Raw genomic sequence first — 16,216 nt, 5'->3', positions numbered from 1 at the left:
GTGCCGATGTTGTCCAGACCATTGACATGTCAGCGCCACGATGTTGAATTCGGTCATGTTCCGTTGCGCGACTCTGATGACTTGAGTGATCAATGGAGGACCTGTGACGCCTCGCCCACCCCGCCTCACCGCGCTCGCCGCGGCGGCGACCCTGCTCGTCGGTGGTCTGCTGACCGCCGTCCCGGCGGCCCAGGCAGCCGGCGACGCCCCCGCCGCGCCCCCCGCCGAGGCCGCGGCCGGCCGCACCGCCCCCGCCGTCACGCCGACCCCGCAGTCCGTGAAGCCCCGCACCGACCGGATCACCATCAGCCCGACCGTCACCCTGGTGGCGGGCAACACCTCCGACGAGTCCGCCCTTCAGGTCGTGGAGAGCGCGCTGCGCCGGGCCGGCGCACAGCGGGTCGTACGCGCCGACAGACCCGCCCGAAGCGGTCTCACCGTCCATGTCGGTGACTCGGCCGCACTCGCCGCGCAGCGGATCGAGGGCCCGGACGCGCTGCCCGCCGACGGCTATGTGCTCGGCATCGGGGCCGGTCGCGTCGTCCTCGCGGGCAAGGACACCACGGGCACGTACTACGCCGCGCAGACGCTGCGCCAGATCCTCCCGGAATCCGGGCACCCGGGAGCCGGTGTCGCCGGGCTCGCGGTGCGCGACTGGCCCGGCACCGCGCTGCGCGGCGTCATCGAGGGGTTCTACGGCACCCCGTGGTCGCACGAGGCCCGCCTCGACCAGCTCGACTACTACGGCGAGCACAAGATGAACATCTACGTGTACTCGCCCAAGGACGACGACTACCTCCGCGCGAAGTGGCGCGACACCTATCCGGCCGACCGGCTCGCCCAGATCGAGGAACTCGCCGACCGGGCCGCGCAGCGGCACGTGGAGTTCACCTACGCGCTCTCGCCCGGCCTCTCCGTCTGCTACAGCTCGGACGCCGACGCCAAGGCGCTGGTGGAGAAGTTCCAGACCATCTGGGACATCGGCGTACGCACCTTCGCGGTGCCGCTCGACGACATCAGCTACACCGACTGGAACTGCGCCGAGGACAAGGCGAAGTGGGGGACCGGCGGCGGCGCCGCGGGTGCCGCGCAGGCGTATCTGCTCAACCGGGTCAACAAGGAGTTCATCGCCACCCACCCGGGTGCCCAGCCGCTCCAGATGGTCCCGACCGAGTACTACAACGTCTCCGCCTCGCCGTACAAGAAGGCGCTCTCCGAACAGCTCGACCCCGATGTCCTGGTCGAGTGGACGGGCGTCGGCGTCGTCGCTCCGACGATGACCGTCGCCCAGGCCGAGGCCGCCCGCACGGTCTTCAACCACCCGATCCTGACCTGGGACAACTACCCGGTCAACGACTACGCCACGAACCGGCTGCTGCTCGGCCCGTTCAGCGGCCGCGAGAAGGGCCTGCCCGGCAAGCTGGCCGGGATCACGGCGAACCCGATGATCCAGCCGTACGCCTCGAAGCTCGCGCTGTACACCGTCGCGGACTACGCGTGGAACGACGCCGCGTACGACCCCCGTGCCTCGTGGGGCGAGGGCCTGAAGGAGTACGCGGGCGGTGACCCGCGCACCCGGAAGGCGCTGCGGGCCTTCGCCGACGTGAACTACAGCTCGGCGCTCAACAAGGACCAGGCCCCCGAACTGGCGGCGGAGTTCGCCCGCTACTGGAAGTCCGGCGACGCCGCCCGGCTCGCCTCCGCACTCGGCGAGCTCGGCGCGGCTCCCGGCCGGCTGCGCGACGGCCTGCCGGACCGCGGCTTCATCGCCGACTCGGGTCCCTGGCTGGACGCCACCGGGTCCTGGGCCACCGCGGCCCGCACCGCTCTGCGCATGGTCGAGGCGGCCCGTGCCGGAAAGGGCGCGCAGGCCTGGGAGCTGCGGCAGCAGTTGCCCGCGCAGGTCACCGAGGCGAAGTCCTTCACCTACACCGGGCTCGACGGGCGCAAGGTGCCGGTCCTGGTCGGCGACGGCGTCCTCGACCGGTTCATCGACGCGGCGAACGCCGAGCACGACCGGATCCTCGGCGTGAGCGGCCGGCCCACGGCCTCGACCGGTCTGGGCACGTACCAGAGCAATTCCGTCGCCCGGATGCTGGACGGCGACGACTCCACCTACTTCTGGAGCGACGGCGCGCCCGCCGCGGGTGACGCGATCACCGTGGACCTCGGCCGGGTCCGGGACATCGGCCCCGTCGCCCTCGCCATGGGCAAGCCGGGCAGCACCGAGGACTACCTCCACCAGGGGGTGCTGGAGTACTCGGCCGACGGGCAGAGCTGGCAGCAGCTCACCGCCTTCTCCGGCGAGCCGGACGTCACCGCGACCGCTCCCGCCGGAACGAAGGCGCGCTACGTGCGGGCGCGGGCGACCGCCGGCCAGGACAGCTGGCTCGTCGTACGGGAGTTCAGCGTCCCGACCGAGGAGGGCGCGGTGACCGGGGGACCGCCGGCCGAGGCCGGATCCGCACTGCGCGCGGCCTCCGACGGGGACCCGGGCACCGTCTACCGGGCGGCCCGTGCACCGGAGGCCGGGGAGACGCTGGAGGTGGGGCTCGTCACGGCGCGCGCCGTGCCGGCCGTCACCGTCCTCCAGCCGGCCGGATCCGCGGCCCGCGCCGACGTCCAGCTGCGCGGCACCGACGGAACCTGGCGGACCGTCGGCACGCTCGACGGACCGTACAGCCGGGTGGACACGGCGGGCCGCACGGCCGACGCGGTGCGGCTCGCCTGGCGCGCCGGGTCGCAGGCACCGCGGATCGCCGACATCGTGGTGGCCGGCCAGGGCTGACCCCCCGCCGCTTCCCCGCGCCCGGTCCGGCCCGGGACTCCTCGGTCCGGACCGGGCGCACCCATGTCCGGGTCCGGCGCGAACCGGCGCAGGCAGGTTGTTCCCAGAGGGGCAAGCGACCGCTTAGTATGCGCCGGAGCAGTGGTAATGCCGACAGTGTTGTGGAGGCCCCTCATGCAGGCATGGCGAGTGCACCGGAACGGCGAGCCGAGCGAGGTGATGCGGCTGGAGGAGACGGACCGGCCCACGCCCGGCGACGGGCAGGTGCTCATCGAGGTGCTCGCGGCGAACATCAACTTTCCCGACGCGCTGCTCTGCCGCGGCCGGTACCAGGTGCGGCCGCCGCTGCCGTTCACCCCCGGAGTGGAGATCTGCGGCCGGACGGCCGACGGACGGCGGGTGCTCGCCACGCCCGCCCTGCCGGACGGCGGGTTCGCCGAGTACGTCGTCGCGGACGAGGCGGCACTGCTGCCCGCCCCGGACGCCCTGGACGACGCCGAGGCCGCCGCCCTGCACATCGGCTACCAGACGGGATGGTTCGGCCTGCACCGCAGGGCGCACCTCAGGGCGGGCGAGACCCTCCTGGTCCATGCCGCGGCCGGCGGGGTCGGCAGCGCGGCCGTACAGCTCGGCAAGGCCGCCGGAGCCACCGTCATCGGTGTGGTCGGCGGCCCCGAGAAGGCGAAGACCGCCACCGGACTCGGCTGCGACCTGGTCATCGACCGCCATGCCGAGGACATCGTCGCCGCGGTCAAGGAAGCCACCGGCGGACGCGGCGCCGACGTGGTGTACGACCCGGTCGGCGGCGACGCCTACGCCAAGTCCGTGAAGTGCATCGCCTTCGAGGGCCGGGTGATCGTCGTCGGTTTCGCGAGCGGCGTCGTCCCCGCTCCGGCGCTGAACCACGCACTCGTCAAAAACTACTCGATCACGGGACTCCACTGGGGCCTGTACAACACCAAGGACCCGGCCGCCGTCCGCGCCTGCCACGACGAACTCACCCGGCTCGCCACCCAGGGCGTCATCAAGCCGCTGATCAGCGAACGCGTCGGGCTGGCCGGGGCCGCGTCCGCCGTCCAGCGGGTCGCCGACGGCACCAGCACCGGCCGGATCGTCGTCCTCCCGTCAGGAGCCGCCCGATGACCACGCCCGACGCTGCCGGACTCCGCCGCCGCACCCAGGAACTGCTCGCCGCACACCCCCCGGCCACCACCGGCCGCACCGAATTCCTCAAGGCCCGCTTCGACGCCGGACTGGCCTGGGTGCACTACCCGGCCGGTCTCGGCGGGCTCGACGCGCCACGCTCCCTGCAACCCGTCGTCGACGCCGAACTCGCCGCCGCGGGCGCCCCCGACAACGACCCGCGCCGGATCGGCATCGGCCTCGGCATGGCCGCCCCCACCGTCCTCGGCTACGGCACCGACGAGCAGAAGCAGCGCTTCCTGCGACCGTTGTGGGTCGGCGAGGAGGTCTGGTGCCAGCTCTTCAGTGAACCGGGTGCCGGCTCCGACCTCGCGGCCCTCGGCACCCGCGCCGTCCGCGACGGCGAGGACTGGGTGGTCGACGGCCAGAAGGTCTGGACCTCCAGTGCCCATCTGGCCCGCTGGGCGATCCTCATCGCCCGCACCGACCCGGACCTGCCCAAGCACCGTGGCATCAGCTACTTCATCTGCGACATGACCGACCCCGGTGTCGAGGTCCGGCCGCTGCGCCAGATCACCGGCGAGGCGGAGTTCAACGAGGTCTTCCTGACCGGCGTGCGCATCCCCGACAGCAGGCGCCTCGGCCCGGTCGGCGAGGGCTGGAAGGTCGCGCAGACCACGCTGATGAACGAGCGGGTCTCCATCGGCGGGGCACGCCTCCCGCGCGAGGGCGGCATGATCGGTCCGGTCGCCCGCACCTGGCGCGAACGCCCCGAACTGCGCACCCACGACCTCCACCAGCGGCTGCTCACCCTCTGGGTCGAGGCCGAGGTGGCCAGGCTCACCGGCACCCGGCTGCGCCAGCAGCTCGTCGCCGGTCAGCCCGGCCCCGAGGGCTCCGGAATGAAGCTCGCCTTCGCCCGGCTCAACCAGGAGATCAGCGGCCTGGAAGTCGAACTTCTCGGTGATGAAGGGCTGTTGTACGACGACTGGAGCATGCGACGGCCGGAGCTCGTCGACTTCACCGGCCGGGACGCCGGCTACCGCTACCTCCGTTCCAAGGGCAACTCCATCGAGGGCGGCACCAGCGAGGTGCTGCTCAACATCGTCGCCGAGCGCGTTCTCGGCCTGCCCGCCGAGCCGCGCAACGACAAGGACGTCCCCTGGAAGGACCTGGCCCGATGACCGCACCGACCGAAGAGACCCACGCCCCCGATCTGCTGTACTCGCAGGCCGAGGACGATCTGCGGGCAGCGGTCCGCTCGCTGCTCGCCGACCGGAGCGACGCACCGGCGGTGCTCGCCCGCGTCGAGTCCGGCACACCGTACGACCCACGGCTCTGGAAGGCCCTCGCGGCCGACATCGGCGCCGCCGGGCTGCTGGTGCCCGAAGAGCTCGGCGGGCAGGGCGCCGGCCATCGGGAGGCCGCGGTGGTGCTGGAGGAACTGGGCCGCGGTGTCACTCCCGCGCCCTATCTGACCGGCGCGGTCGTCGCCACGGAGACCCTGCTCGCACTGACGGCGCGGGAGGGGCCGGTCGCCGGACTCCTCGGTGAACTCGCCGCCGGCCGCAGGGTCGCGGTGCTCGCCGTGCCGTTCGCCGCCGCTCGACCCGGCGCCGCGCAGCCGGTCGGCGTGGTGGCCGACACGCTGGAGGGCACGGTGACCGGCGTCGCCGACGCGACCGCCGCCGATGTGCTGCTGGTGCCCACGACCGACGGCCTGTACGCGGTCGAGGCGGGCGCCGAGGGCGTCGCCGTCGAGCCCCTCGTACCGCTCGACCTGACCCGGCCGCTCGCCACCGTCACGCTTCGCCGGGCGGCCGGGACCAGGCTGGCCGACGGCGCGTCCGCCGTCGCCGCCGTGCGCCGGGGCCTGCTGGCGGGCGCCGGACTGCTCGCCTCGGAGCAGCTCGGACTCGCCGAGTGGTGCCTGACCGAGACGGTCCGGTACACCCGGGAACGGCACCAGTTCAACCGTCCGGTCGGCTCGTTCCAGGCGCTCAAGCACCGCATGGCACAGCTCTGGCTGGAGGTCGTGTCGGCCCGCGCCGCCGCGCGCAACGCCGCGGACGCCCTCGCGACCGGCAGCCCCGACACGCCGTTGGCGGTGGCCGTCGCGCAGGCGTACTGCTCCGGGGTCGCCGTGCACGCCGCCGAGGAGTGCGTCCAGTTGCACGGCGGCATCGGCATGACCTGGGAGCACCCGGCACACCTGTACCTGAAGCGGGCCAAGGCCGACTCGATTGCCTTCGGCACGGCCGGCCACCACCGCGAGACCATCGCCGGTCTCGTGGAACTCCCGGCACCGCAGGGACGGTAACGACCGGCGGACATCCGGGACTTGGAGCGGAGGCGCGCACAGGCGCGCCTCCGCTCCGCTGTCTCCGCGTACGGCGGGGTACCGGGCACCCCTTTACCTGCTGTTTAATTGCGATCGTTTTGCAATAACACTCGATCTTCAACAAGGGGTGCAGAGTATGACGGCCCGATCGATACGGGGAGCGGCCGCCGCGACGCTGGCGACCGTGCTGTTGTCGACCGCGACGGCCTGTTCGCAACCGGGAGGCCCGGACGGCGGCGGCTCCGGATCGGGCGCGGCGGACTCGGCGGTGGTCGGCATCGCCTATGAGCCCGACAGCCTCAGCCCGCTGCTCGGCTACGGCAAGGACGGCAACTCCAAGATCTTCGACGGGCTGCTCGCCCTCGACGACGGCATGAAGCTGCGGCCCGCGCTCGCCACCGCCCTGCCCGAGGTGAGCGACGACGGACTGACGTACACCTACCGGCTCCGCAAGGGCGTGAAGTTCAGCGACGGCGAGCCGTTCGGCGTGAAGGACGTGGTCTTCACCTACCGGACCATCCTCGACGAGAAGACCAACAACGCCTCCCGCACCGAACTCGACGCGGTGAAGAGCGTCGAGGCGGCCGGCGACGACACCGTCGTCTTCACGCTCAAGTACCCCTACGCGCCCTTCGCCCAGCGCACCGTCCTGCCCATCGCCCCCGAACACGTCGCGGGCGGGCAGGACGTCAACACCGGCGAATTCACCACCCACCCCATAGGCACCGGACCGTATCTGCTCACCAAGTGGTCCAAGGGCGAGAAGATCGCCTTCAAGGCCAACCCCGGCTACTGGGGCGGCGCGCCGAAGGTGAAGAAGTTCACCATGGCGATCATCAAGGACGACGACGTGCGCGCCACCCGGCTGCGCTCCGGCGAACTCGACGGCGCGATCCTGCCGCCCAACCTGGCCGGGGGCTTCGCCCGCGGCAGCGGCACCCGGACGTACGCCGCCACGACGTACGACTACCGCAACGTGACCCTGCCGACCCACAACAAGGTCACCGGTGACATCGCCGTGCGCCGCGCGCTCGACGTCGCCGTCGACCGCAAGGCCATGGTCGACTCCCTGCTCAATGGCGAGGGCAGACCCGCCTACGGCCCCGTCCCCACCGACAGCGCATGGTTCGCCAGGGGCACCGAACGCCCCCACGACCTCGCCGCCGCGAAGAAGATCCTCGACGACGCCGGATGGAAGCCGGGCAAGGACGGCATCCGTACCAGGGACGGGGTGCGCGCCGCCTTCCCGCTCTGGTACCTCACCGGCGACAAGCTGCGCCAGGACCACGCGCTCGCCTACGCCTCCGACGCCAAGAAGGCCGGCATCGACATCACCACCGAGGCCGGGACCTGGGAGGTCATCGAGCCGCGGATGAAGCAGGACGCGGTCCTCGCGGGCGGCGGATCGCCCGCCGACCCCGACTTCGACCAGTACACCCTGCTCAAGTCCTCGCTCGCCGGCGACGGCTTCAACAACATGGCGTGGTACGACAACAAGGCCGTGGACCGGGCCCTCGAATCGGGCCGCAGAAGCGGTGACAGCGCCGAACGCAAGGCCGCCTACGACACCGTCCAGCGCGAACTGGTGAAGAACCCCGGGTACACCTTCCTCACCCACATCGACCACCTCTACGTCGTGAAGGACCGCTTCGGCCCGCTCACCACCCAGGTCGAGCCGCACGACCACGGACTGGCGTCCGGCCCGTGGTGGAACGTCGAGGACTGGACGCCGAAGAAGTGAACCACCGCCTCCCCTGGGGGCCGATGGGCAGGATGGCGGGACGGCGGGCCCTGCTCGCCGTCCCCGTCCTGGCCGCCGTGACGTTCGGTGTCTTCGCCGTCGCCGCCGCCTCCCCCTTCGACCCGGTCAAGGCGTACGCGGGCACCGCCGGCCTCACCGCCTCGCAGGAGAACCTCGACCAGCTGCGCGCCAACCTCGGCGTCGACCAGCCGCTCGTCGCCCGCTGGTGGAACTGGCTGACCGCCGCGCTCCGCGGCGACCTCGGCGACTCCGCCGTGATGCGCCAGCCGGTCGCCGACGTCATCGGCGAACGCCTGGGCTGGTCCGTACTGCTCGCCGCGACCGCCTTCGCCGTCGCCGTCGTCCTCGGCACGGGCCTCGGCGTGCTCGCGGCACGCAGGCCCGGCCGCCTGCTCGACCGGTGCGTCGGCTCCGCCGCGTACACCCTCGAAGCCGCCCCGGCCTTCTGGCTCGGACTGCTCGCCATCTGGCTCTTCGCCCTGGAACTCGACGTGCTCCCGGCCGGCGGCCTCACCGACGCGGCCAGCGACACCATCACCCCCGGCCAGGTCGCCACCCATCTGGTGCTCCCCGCGGCCGTGCTCGGGATCTCCCAGCTGCCGTGGTTCTTCCTCTACGTGCGCCAGGGCGTCGCGGACGCGCTCGACGAGGACCCGGTGCGCGGCGCCCGCGCCCGCGGGCTGCGCGAACGCACCGTACTGCTCGGCCACGCACTGCGCTCCGGAATGCTGCCCATGCTCACCCTCATCGGCTCCCGTGTCCCCGAACTCATCACCGGCGCCCTGCTCGTCGAGACGGTCTTCAGCTGGCCCGGCATCGCCGCCGCCACCGTGCAGGCCGCCACCTCCGTGGACTTCCCGCTGCTCGCCGCGCTCACGGTGCTCGCCACCGTGGCCGTCGTGCTCGGCAACCTGCTCTCCGATCTGCTCTACGCGATCGCCGACCCGAGAGTGGGCTTCGATGGCTGACATCGCCGCGTCATCCGCACGCCGGACCACCCGCCGCGTCCGGGTGGCCGCCTCCGCAGGGATCGTCGGCGCGGTCCTGCTCGCGGTCCTCCTCGTGCCGCCCCTGGTCCAGCTCGACCAACAGGCCGTCGACCTCGCCGCCAAGCTCCGGCCACCGTCCCTGGAGCACCCGTTCGGCACCGACGACGTCGGGCGCGACCTGCTGCTGCGCTGCGTCTACGGGCTCCGCGTCTCGCTGCTCGTCGGCATCGTCGCCGGGCTCACCGCGACCGTCATCGGGACCGCGGTGGGCGCCCTGGCCGCGGCGTCCGGCGGCTGGACCGACCGCGTCGTCATGCGGCTCGTGGACACCTTCTCGTCCGTGCCGCATCTGCTGCTCGGCATCTTCATCGTCGCGATGTTCCGGCCCGGTGTCGGCCCGGTGATCGTGTCCGTCGCCCTCACCCACTGGCTGTCGACCGCGAGGATCGTCCGCGCCGAGGTGCTGTCGCTGCGCTCCCGCCCGTTCATCGACGCGGCGGTCTCCGGCGGCGCCTCGCGCGGCCGGGTCGTCGTGCGGCACCTGCTGCCCGCCGTGCTCCCGCAGGCCGGCCTCGCCGCGGTACTCATGGTGCCGCACGCCATGTGGCACGAGTCCGCGCTCTCCTTCCTCGGGCTCGGACTCCCCACCCATCAGGCGAGCCTGGGCAACCTCGTGCAGTCGGCCCGGGGCTCGCTGCTCGCGGGCGACTGGTGGCCGACGCTCTTCCCGGGCCTGTTCCTGATCGTCCCGACCCTCGCACTGGCCGGCCTCGCCGGAGCCTGGCGGGAACGGATCAACCCGCGCCGCCGATCGGAGCTGATGCTGTGAGTACCGCCCCCGGCCCGAAGCCGCCGGTGAGTACCGCTTCCGGCCCCGAGTCTGCGGTGGGTTTCGGCGCCGGCCCCGAGTCTGCGGTGGGTTTCGGCGCCGGCCCCGAGTCTGCGGTGGGTTTCGGCGCCGGCCCCGAGTCTCCGGTGGGTTCCGGCACCGGCCCCGGGTCTCCGGTGGGTTCCGGCGCCGGCCGGAAGTCTCCGGTGCTCTCCGTACGCGGACTCTCCGTGCGATTCCGGATGCGCGGCGGGCGCGACATCGCCGCTGTCAGCGACGCGCATTTCGACCTCGCCGCGGGGGAGTGCCTGGCCCTGGTCGGCGAGAGCGGCTGCGGCAAATCCGTACTGGCCTCGGCGCTGCTGGGGCTGCTCCCCGGCAATGCGCGGACCTCCGGCTCGGCGTTCCTCGGCGACGGCACCGAACTGCTCACCGCCGGTGAACGGACCCTCGCCCGCACGGTACGGGGCCGCCGCATCGGCCTCGTACCGCAGAGCCCCGCCGCGCACCTCACCCCGGTCCGCACCGTCCGTGCCCAGCTGGAGGAGACCCTGCGCGAACTGACCGGCGCCCGAGGGTCCGCCGTGCGCCCGGCAGCCGAACGGGCCGCCGCACGCGCCTCGTTCCCGGCCGGGCACCTCGACCGGTATCCGCACGAACTCTCCGGCGGCCTCGCCCAGCGGGCCGCGACCGCGCTCGCCCTGATCGGCGACGCGCCCCTGCTCCTGGCCGACGAGCCCACCACCGGACTCGACCGCGACCTCGTCGAGCGGACCGTCGACGAACTGCGCCGCCACACCGACGGGGACCGGGCGCTCCTGCTCATCACCCACGACCTCGCGGCGGCCGAGCGGATCGCCGACCGGGTCGCCGTGATGTACGCGGGCCGGATCGTCGAACTCGCCGACGCCGAGCGGTTCTTCGGACGGCCTGGACCGCGCCATCCGTACGCGCACGGCCTCCTGGACGCCCTGCCGGAGCGCGCATTCGTCCCGATCCCCGGCATGCCGCCGGAGCTCGGGGCGCTCCCCGAGGGCTGCGCGTTCGCGGCCCGCTGCGGCCGCGCCGACGACCGGTGTGCCGTACTGCCCCCGTTCGACGGCCGTCTCGCCTGCCACCACGAGGTGCGGGCGGACGGGGAGGAGCCGGTCCGTGCTTGAACTCATCCGCGTCACCGCCGGATACGACCCCCGCGATCCCGCCGTGCGCGAGGCTTCGCTGAGCATCGCGCCGGGGGAGTCGGTCGGACTGCTGGGCCCCAGCGGCTGCGGCAAGTCCACCCTGGCCAGGGTCGCCGCGCTGCTGCACCGTCCCTACGCCGGCGCGGTCGTGCTCGACGGCGAACCGGTGCGCGGCTGGCGGCACGCCGCCCCGCGGGCGCAGCGCACCGCCGTCGGCGTCGTCTTCCAGCAGCCGCGGCTCGCCGCCGACCCCCGGCTCACCCTGCGCGAACTCATCGCCCAGCCGCTGCGGTCCACGGGCCGCCGCGCGGAGGTGCCGGACCGGGTGGCCGCACTGGCACCCGCCGTCGGGCTCACGGCCGAACTGCTCGGCCGGCGCCCGCACGAGGTCAGCGACGGCCAGTTGCAGCGCGCCTGTCTGGCGAGAGCGCTGGTCCTGCGGCCGCGGTGGCTGATCTGCGACGAGATGACCGCGATGCTCGACGCCTCGACGACCGCCGCGCTGGTCGAGGTGGTGGAGACCTACCGGCGGGAGTCCGGGGCCGGACTGCTGGCCGTCGGACACGACCGGGTGCTCCTGGAACGCTGGTGCGACCGCACGGCCGGCTGGCCGGCGGTGTGCGGGGCGGACGGCACGGCGCAGGAGTCCATGAGTCCGACCCCGTAAGTCCATGCCCCGGGACCTGACCCACCGTCACCCTTATGGTCGAGTCCATGACAAAGAAGTGGTCCACTCGTCCGGTGAAGGAGCAGGGACATGCAACGAGCACGCGCCACCGTCGTGGTGGTGATTCTCGCGGTCGCCGTCTGCCTCGGCCTGGCCGGTCCGGCCGGTGCGACCGGCAAGACCCCGGGTTCGTACGGCAACTACACCTTCCCGTCCGGGACGGCCACGCTCGACGAGGTCACCTTCGGCACCACCGTCCAATCCGACCCGGGCCGGGCGAACGTCTTCTGGTCCCACCAGTTCGGCTTCACCAACGGAGTCGGCGGCTACATCGGCATGCAGCGCAACCGCTCCGGCGGCGGCCTGTTCCTCTTCTCGCTCTGGGACTCCACCGGGGGCCGGGCGGGCGACCCGGGCACGTACTGCCAGACCTTCGCCGAGGGCGGCACCGGCTACACCTGCCGGCTCGCCGAGCGCTTCACGGCCGGGCACCACTACCGCTTCCGCATCGCTCCCGACACCGCGGCAGGCTGGTACCGGGCCACGATCACCGATGCCACAACAGGCACGTCCTTCCTCCTCGGCAGCCTGGAAATCGGCACCGGCGCGAAGGTCGCCACCGGCGGAATGGTCGACTGGGTCGAGTACTTCGACTGGAACGACAACGCCGCCACCTGCGCCGACTCGCCGTACTCCAAGGCCCTCTTCGACCTGCCCGACGGCACGGCGGGCGGTGCCGCCGTCACCGCGACCCTCGGCGCCACCAGTGTGAGCGGCACGTGTTCCGACGGCGCAGCGGTCGAGGGCCGGAGCGGCGGCAGTGTGCACGAGGACGGCATCGGCAACTCCTCGTCCGGATCCGTCGTCGGAGTCGCGGGCACCTGCGTCGACATCCCCGGCGGCGCCACGGACACGCAGCTGAACCTCTGGAGCTGCACCGGCGGCAACAACCAGAACTGGGTACGGGCCGCCGACGGCACCCTGCGCGCGCAGTTCCGGTGCATGACCGTGAGCGGGACCACCGTACGGACCGCGGCCTGCGACGGCTCGGCCGCCCAGCAGTGGCGGACCGACGGAGCGGCCCTGGTCAACCCCGCCACCGGCAAGTGCCTCGACGCCTACGGCGGCGGCAGCGCCAACGGCACCCCGCTCGGCATCTACACCTGCACCGGTGCCGCCAACCAGCGCTGGACGCTCCCGGCCTGATCGGGGAAACGGCAGCCGACGGGCGGACGACGGCCGGGGCAACTCTCGTGCGGGCCCTGCCCGTAGAGGTGATCACCGTCGCATACTCGGTCGCGTCCGCCCGTCCGGTCCACCACCCTCTCCCAGGAGAATCCATGGCGTTCCCGACCCGCCGAACCGTCGTCACCACCGCACTCGCCACCGTGTCCGCAGGTGCGTTCCTGACCTCCCGGACCGCCGCCGCCTCCGACACCGCAGCCGTGTCCCCGGCCGCGCGGCGCCGGCGCACCCGGGCCCTGCGCAGGGCCCACGCGCACAACGACTACCTGCACCCGCGCCCCCTGCACGACGCGCTCGCGCACGGCTTCACCAGCGTCGAGGCCGACATCTTCCTGGTGGACGGGGAACTGCTCGTCGCCCACGAGGCCACCGACCTCGACCCCTCCCGCACTCTCGCGTCGCTTTACCTCGACCCGTTGCTCGCCAGGGTCCGGGCCAACCACGGCACGGTCCACCCCGGCTACCGCGACCCGGTGCAACTGCTGATCGACATCAAGACGGACGGGGCCGCCGCCTACCTCGAACTCGACCGCCAACTCCGGCACTACCGGCGGATGCTGACGTCGTACCACCACGGCCGGGTACGGCCCGGCGCGATCACCCCGGTGATCTCCGGCGACCGTGCGGCCCGCGCCCCGATGGAGGCGCAGAGCACCCGCTACGCCTTCTACGACGGCCGGCCCGAAGACCTCGGCGCCGCGGCCGGCGCCTCGTTCGCCCCGCTCATCAGCAGCAGCTGGACCGACGAATTCGACTGGCTCGGCACGGGCCCCTTCCCCGCCGCCGAGCGGGACAAACTGCGCGCGCTCGTCGCCGCGGCCCACCAAGGCGGCCGGCGGATCCGCTTCTGGGCCACCCCCGACACGCCGGGACCGGAGCGGGAAGCGCTCTGGACGGAGCTGCTGGCCGCCGGGGTCGACCACCTCAACACCGACGATCTGGCGGGACTTGAGCGCTTCCTGCGCACCCACGACCGGTAGGGCCGGACCGGGACCGCCCGACCTGCCGCAGGCCGCACGTGACGCCCCGAGCGTGACAGCCAGTCAACACCCGGATGGCGGACACGCCGGTCGTCCGGATGGCTCCTCCGCTGCGCCACACTGGCGGCCGAATGCCGCATTCCGGCGCGGCGGAGGAGGTTGGCCATGGCCATTTCGATCTCACTGGTGCTGCTTCTGCTGATCCTCGCGGTGATCTTTCTCCGCAACGGGGGACTGAAGATCTCGCATGCGCTGGTCTGCGCCATGCTCGGGTTCTTCCTCGCGGGTACGAGCATGGCGCCGACCATCCAGGACGGCCTGGCGGCCACGGCCGACGTCGTCAGCGGCCTCAAGCCCTGAAGCCACCGCACACCGTGTGACGCGCCGCCGCTCCGGCCACCGGACCGGCGGCGCGGCCGTACTCCGCCGCACCACGAGCCGCGTGGCCACGAGCGTGGTGCCGCGCTCCCTCCCGCTCCGGCGGACCTGCCGCGGGACACCCTCCGCGCAGCGGCTCCCCGCCCCGGCGGAGTCCTGGTGGACGGTGGTCGGCGCCGGAGGGTCACGGACCCGACCGGGACCTGCCGAGCCCGGTGCCCGCCTTCCCCGATGCCGTCGGGGAAGGCGGGCGGCCGCCGGTCACGCGGCCGGTGTCGTCATCCGCGCCAGCGCCACACCGCCGACGATCAGGGCGAGCGCGGCCAGCCGCCCCGGACTCACCGGATCATGATGGACGAGGACGCCCAGGGCGATGGCCCCGATCGCGCCGATGCCGGTGAAGACCGCGTACGCCGTGCCCACCGGCAGCCCCTCCATGGCCCGGGCGAGCAGATACACCGCGCCGATCATGAGCACGGCGCACACCACTGTCGGCAGCGGCCGGGTGAAACCCCGCGTCGGCTCGATGCTCTGGGACCAGGCGATCTCGACCAGCCCGGCGCCGATCAGCAGCAGCCAGCTCATCGGATGCCTCCGCCCAGTTCCCGCGCGGCCGTCAGGGCGGCCGCCCGCGACTCGTCGTGCTGCGCGCGGCGGGCGACGAGCGAGGGATCCGTCCGGGAGTTCACGAGTTCGGTCGAGAGGAAGACCGGGTCGTCGATCGCGAAGTGACCCGCGAGGAAGTCCCGCAGGTAGCGCTCCTGGTGGTCGTACGGCTCGCGCGGGGTGCCGGGGCCGTAGGCCCCGCCCCGGGCGGACGCGATCACGAAGCGGCGCCCCGCCAGCGACATCCTGGGGAACGTCACCTGGTCGATCCACGCCTTCAGGGAGGCGGGGACGGTGAAGTTGTACATCGGTGTCGTGATCAACACGACATCGGCGGCGACCAGTTCGCTCAGCAGCGGCCGCAGCACCTCCCAGGCCCCCGCCTGGTCCGGGGTGCGCACCGCCTCCTCGTACCGGGCGATGTCGGTGATGCCGTGCCGCAGGACGTGGTCGCAGAGCTCGGTCCAGGCCTCGTCGATCTGCGGCACCGGGTCGGTGCGCAGATCGCGGAGCGCATACGTGCCGGACGGATTCGCGCTCCGCCAGGCGGTGGCGAAGGCGTCGCCCAGTTCCCGGCTGAAGGAGTCGCGCCGCGCGCTCGCGGCGATGTGCAGCAGTACGGACATGGGTACCCCCTGGAGTCGTTAAGTGGACATCGTGTCCGCTTAGCTCGACAGGGTAACCGGACGTGGTGTCCGCTTATTCCTGTACGGTGGGATCCATGGAACGCGCGGACGCGGCAAGGAACCGGGCCAAGGTGCTCGCCGCGGCGAACCGGCTCTTCACCGCGGGGGATCCGCGCAGCGTGACGATGGAGGCCGTCGCCCGCGAGGCCGGCGTGGGACGGGGCACGCTCTACCGCCGGTACCCCGACATCCCGTCCATCGCCACGGCGCTCCTCGACGAACACGAACGCGCGCTCCAGGAGAAATTGCTCGGCGGGGAGCCGCCGCTGGGGCCCGGCGCGCCGCCCGCGCGACGGCTGGCCGCCTTCTACGCCGCGATGACGGACCTGCTGGAGCAGCACATCCACCTCACCCTGGGCGCCGAGTCCGGCTCCGCGCGGTTCGCCACCGGGGCGTACGGCTTCTGGCGCGCGCATGTCCGCATGCTCGTCAAGGAGGCGGGCGTCCCGGGCCCGGACGCCCTCAGCGACATCCTGCTGGCCCCGCTGGAGCCCGAACTCTTCGCGTACCAGCGAGGACGGGGCCGCGGCGTCGAGGAGATCAAGTCGGCCCTGGACACGCTCGCGGAACGGACGCTCGCCGTCGGCTGAGCCGCGCCGCGGTCGGCGCCCGGCCTCCGGC

At 72.9% G+C, this 16,216-nt stretch carries 15 protein-coding genes; 13 read left to right on the top strand and 2 right to left on the bottom strand.

Going from position 1 to position 16,216, the window contains the following annotated elements; all coding sequences use genetic code 11:
- The first annotated feature begins 103 nt into the window (after positions 1-103).
- From ACGF8B_RS10300 to ACGF8B_RS10245, 12 genes are all read left to right on the top strand, one after another.
- On the top strand, positions 104-2,788 hold the full coding sequence (locus ACGF8B_RS10300; protein WP_392736627.1) for a beta-N-acetylglucosaminidase domain-containing protein: 2,685 nt from the start codon (positions 104-106) through the stop codon (positions 2,786-2,788).
- Positions 2,789-2,962: 174 nt separating this feature from the next.
- Positions 2,963-3,931, top strand: coding sequence for an NADPH:quinone oxidoreductase family protein (locus ACGF8B_RS10295; protein WP_392736625.1), 969 nt, complete (start codon positions 2,963-2,965; stop codon positions 3,929-3,931).
- The gene (locus ACGF8B_RS10290; RefSeq protein WP_392736624.1) at positions 3,928-5,115 is read left to right on the top strand and encodes an acyl-CoA dehydrogenase family protein; all 1,188 of its coding nucleotides are present in this window, start codon (positions 3,928-3,930) and stop codon (positions 5,113-5,115) included. Before ACGF8B_RS10295 ends, ACGF8B_RS10290 begins: the two co-directional genes overlap by 4 nt.
- Positions 5,112-6,251, top strand: coding sequence for an acyl-CoA dehydrogenase family protein (locus ACGF8B_RS10285; RefSeq protein WP_392736623.1), 1,140 nt, complete (start codon positions 5,112-5,114; stop codon positions 6,249-6,251). Before ACGF8B_RS10290 ends, ACGF8B_RS10285 begins: the two co-directional genes overlap by 4 nt.
- 157 nt (positions 6,252-6,408) lie before the next feature.
- Positions 6,409-8,013, top strand: a complete 1,605-nt coding sequence (locus ACGF8B_RS10280) for an ABC transporter substrate-binding protein (protein WP_392736621.1) — start codon at positions 6,409-6,411, stop codon at positions 8,011-8,013.
- A 23-nt stretch (positions 8,014-8,036) separates the two neighbouring features.
- On the top strand, positions 8,037-9,002 hold the full coding sequence (locus ACGF8B_RS10275) for an ABC transporter permease (RefSeq protein WP_392737408.1): 966 nt from the start codon (positions 8,037-8,039) through the stop codon (positions 9,000-9,002).
- A complete protein-coding gene (locus ACGF8B_RS10270) occupies positions 8,995-9,852 on the top strand; it encodes an ABC transporter permease (RefSeq protein ID WP_392736620.1) in 858 nt (285 codons plus the stop codon). Before ACGF8B_RS10275 ends, ACGF8B_RS10270 begins: the two co-directional genes overlap by 8 nt.
- A gap of 242 nt (positions 9,853-10,094) precedes the next feature.
- Positions 10,095-11,012, top strand: coding sequence for an ABC transporter ATP-binding protein (locus tag ACGF8B_RS10265; RefSeq protein ID WP_392737406.1), 918 nt, complete (start codon positions 10,095-10,097; stop codon positions 11,010-11,012).
- Positions 11,005-11,700, top strand: coding sequence for an ABC transporter ATP-binding protein (locus tag ACGF8B_RS10260; protein ID WP_392736618.1), 696 nt, complete (start codon positions 11,005-11,007; stop codon positions 11,698-11,700). The genes ACGF8B_RS10265 and ACGF8B_RS10260 overlap by 8 nt, the downstream gene beginning before the upstream one ends.
- Before the next feature lie 90 nt (positions 11,701-11,790).
- The gene (locus ACGF8B_RS10255) at positions 11,791-12,906 is read left to right on the top strand and encodes a ricin-type beta-trefoil lectin domain protein (RefSeq protein WP_392736616.1); all 1,116 of its coding nucleotides are present in this window, start codon (positions 11,791-11,793) and stop codon (positions 12,904-12,906) included.
- 134 nt (positions 12,907-13,040) lie between these two features.
- Positions 13,041-13,925: a phosphatidylinositol-specific phospholipase C/glycerophosphodiester phosphodiesterase family protein gene (locus ACGF8B_RS10250; RefSeq protein ID WP_392736614.1), complete on the top strand. Its 885-nt coding sequence runs from the start codon at positions 13,041-13,043 to the stop codon at positions 13,923-13,925.
- 165 nt (positions 13,926-14,090) lie between these two features.
- On the top strand, positions 14,091-14,285 hold the full coding sequence (locus ACGF8B_RS10245; RefSeq protein ID WP_266920063.1) for a hypothetical protein: 195 nt from the start codon (positions 14,091-14,093) through the stop codon (positions 14,283-14,285).
- 279 nt (positions 14,286-14,564) lie between these two features.
- Here ACGF8B_RS10245 and ACGF8B_RS10240 read toward each other — a convergent pair whose 3' ends face one another.
- Both ACGF8B_RS10240 and ACGF8B_RS10235 read right to left on the bottom strand, forming a co-directional pair.
- Positions 14,565-14,888, bottom strand: coding sequence for a multidrug efflux SMR transporter (locus tag ACGF8B_RS10240; RefSeq protein ID WP_266920064.1), 324 nt, complete (start codon positions 14,886-14,888; stop codon positions 14,565-14,567).
- Complete coding sequence (locus ACGF8B_RS10235; RefSeq protein WP_266920065.1) at positions 14,885-15,535, bottom strand: FMN-dependent NADH-azoreductase; 651 nt, start codon at positions 15,533-15,535, stop codon at positions 14,885-14,887. Before ACGF8B_RS10235 ends, ACGF8B_RS10240 begins: the two co-directional genes overlap by 4 nt.
- Positions 15,536-15,630: 95 nt before the next feature.
- Here ACGF8B_RS10235 and ACGF8B_RS10230 point away from each other — a divergent pair, with 95 nt between their 5' ends.
- Positions 15,631-16,185, top strand: a complete 555-nt coding sequence (locus ACGF8B_RS10230; protein WP_266920066.1) for a TetR/AcrR family transcriptional regulator — start codon at positions 15,631-15,633, stop codon at positions 16,183-16,185.
- The last annotated feature ends 31 nt before the right edge of the window (positions 16,186-16,216 follow it).

It is taken from the genome of Streptomyces sp. NPDC047917, from assembly GCF_043204345.1.
Taxonomy (GTDB): Bacteria; Actinomycetota; Actinomycetes; order Streptomycetales; family Streptomycetaceae; genus Streptomyces; species Streptomyces sanglieri.
Note: the sequence above shows the minus strand (reverse complement) of the source record. Positions and strands in the feature narration are given on the sequence as shown.

Excerpts from the sequence above, each read along its gene's own strand:
- ACGF8B_RS10235 (WP_266920065.1), bottom strand. The coding sequence starts at position 15,535 with ATGTCCGTACTGCTGCACATCGCCGCGAGCGCGCGGCGCGACTCCTTC.
- ACGF8B_RS10250 (WP_392736614.1), top strand. The coding sequence starts at position 13,041 with ATGGCGTTCCCGACCCGCCGAACCGTCGTCACCACCGCACTCGCCACC.
- ACGF8B_RS10245 (WP_266920063.1), top strand. The coding sequence starts at position 14,091 with ATGGCCATTTCGATCTCACTGGTGCTGCTTCTGCTGATCCTCGCGGTG.
- ACGF8B_RS10290 (WP_392736624.1), top strand. The coding sequence starts at position 3,928 with ATGACCACGCCCGACGCTGCCGGACTCCGCCGCCGCACCCAGGAACTG.
- ACGF8B_RS10285 (WP_392736623.1), top strand. The coding sequence starts at position 5,112 with ATGACCGCACCGACCGAAGAGACCCACGCCCCCGATCTGCTGTACTCG.
- ACGF8B_RS10295 (WP_392736625.1), top strand. The coding sequence starts at position 2,963 with ATGCAGGCATGGCGAGTGCACCGGAACGGCGAGCCGAGCGAGGTGATG.
- ACGF8B_RS10275 (WP_392737408.1), top strand. The coding sequence starts at position 8,037 with ATGGGCAGGATGGCGGGACGGCGGGCCCTGCTCGCCGTCCCCGTCCTG.
- ACGF8B_RS10280 (WP_392736621.1), top strand. The coding sequence starts at position 6,409 with ATGACGGCCCGATCGATACGGGGAGCGGCCGCCGCGACGCTGGCGACC.
- ACGF8B_RS10265 (WP_392737406.1), top strand. The coding sequence starts at position 10,095 with ATGCGCGGCGGGCGCGACATCGCCGCTGTCAGCGACGCGCATTTCGAC.
- ACGF8B_RS10270 (WP_392736620.1), top strand. The coding sequence starts at position 8,995 with ATGGCTGACATCGCCGCGTCATCCGCACGCCGGACCACCCGCCGCGTC.
- ACGF8B_RS10255 (WP_392736616.1), top strand. The coding sequence starts at position 11,791 with ATGCAACGAGCACGCGCCACCGTCGTGGTGGTGATTCTCGCGGTCGCC.
- ACGF8B_RS10240 (WP_266920064.1), bottom strand. The coding sequence starts at position 14,888 with ATGAGCTGGCTGCTGCTGATCGGCGCCGGGCTGGTCGAGATCGCCTGG.
- ACGF8B_RS10230 (WP_266920066.1), top strand. The coding sequence starts at position 15,631 with ATGGAACGCGCGGACGCGGCAAGGAACCGGGCCAAGGTGCTCGCCGCG.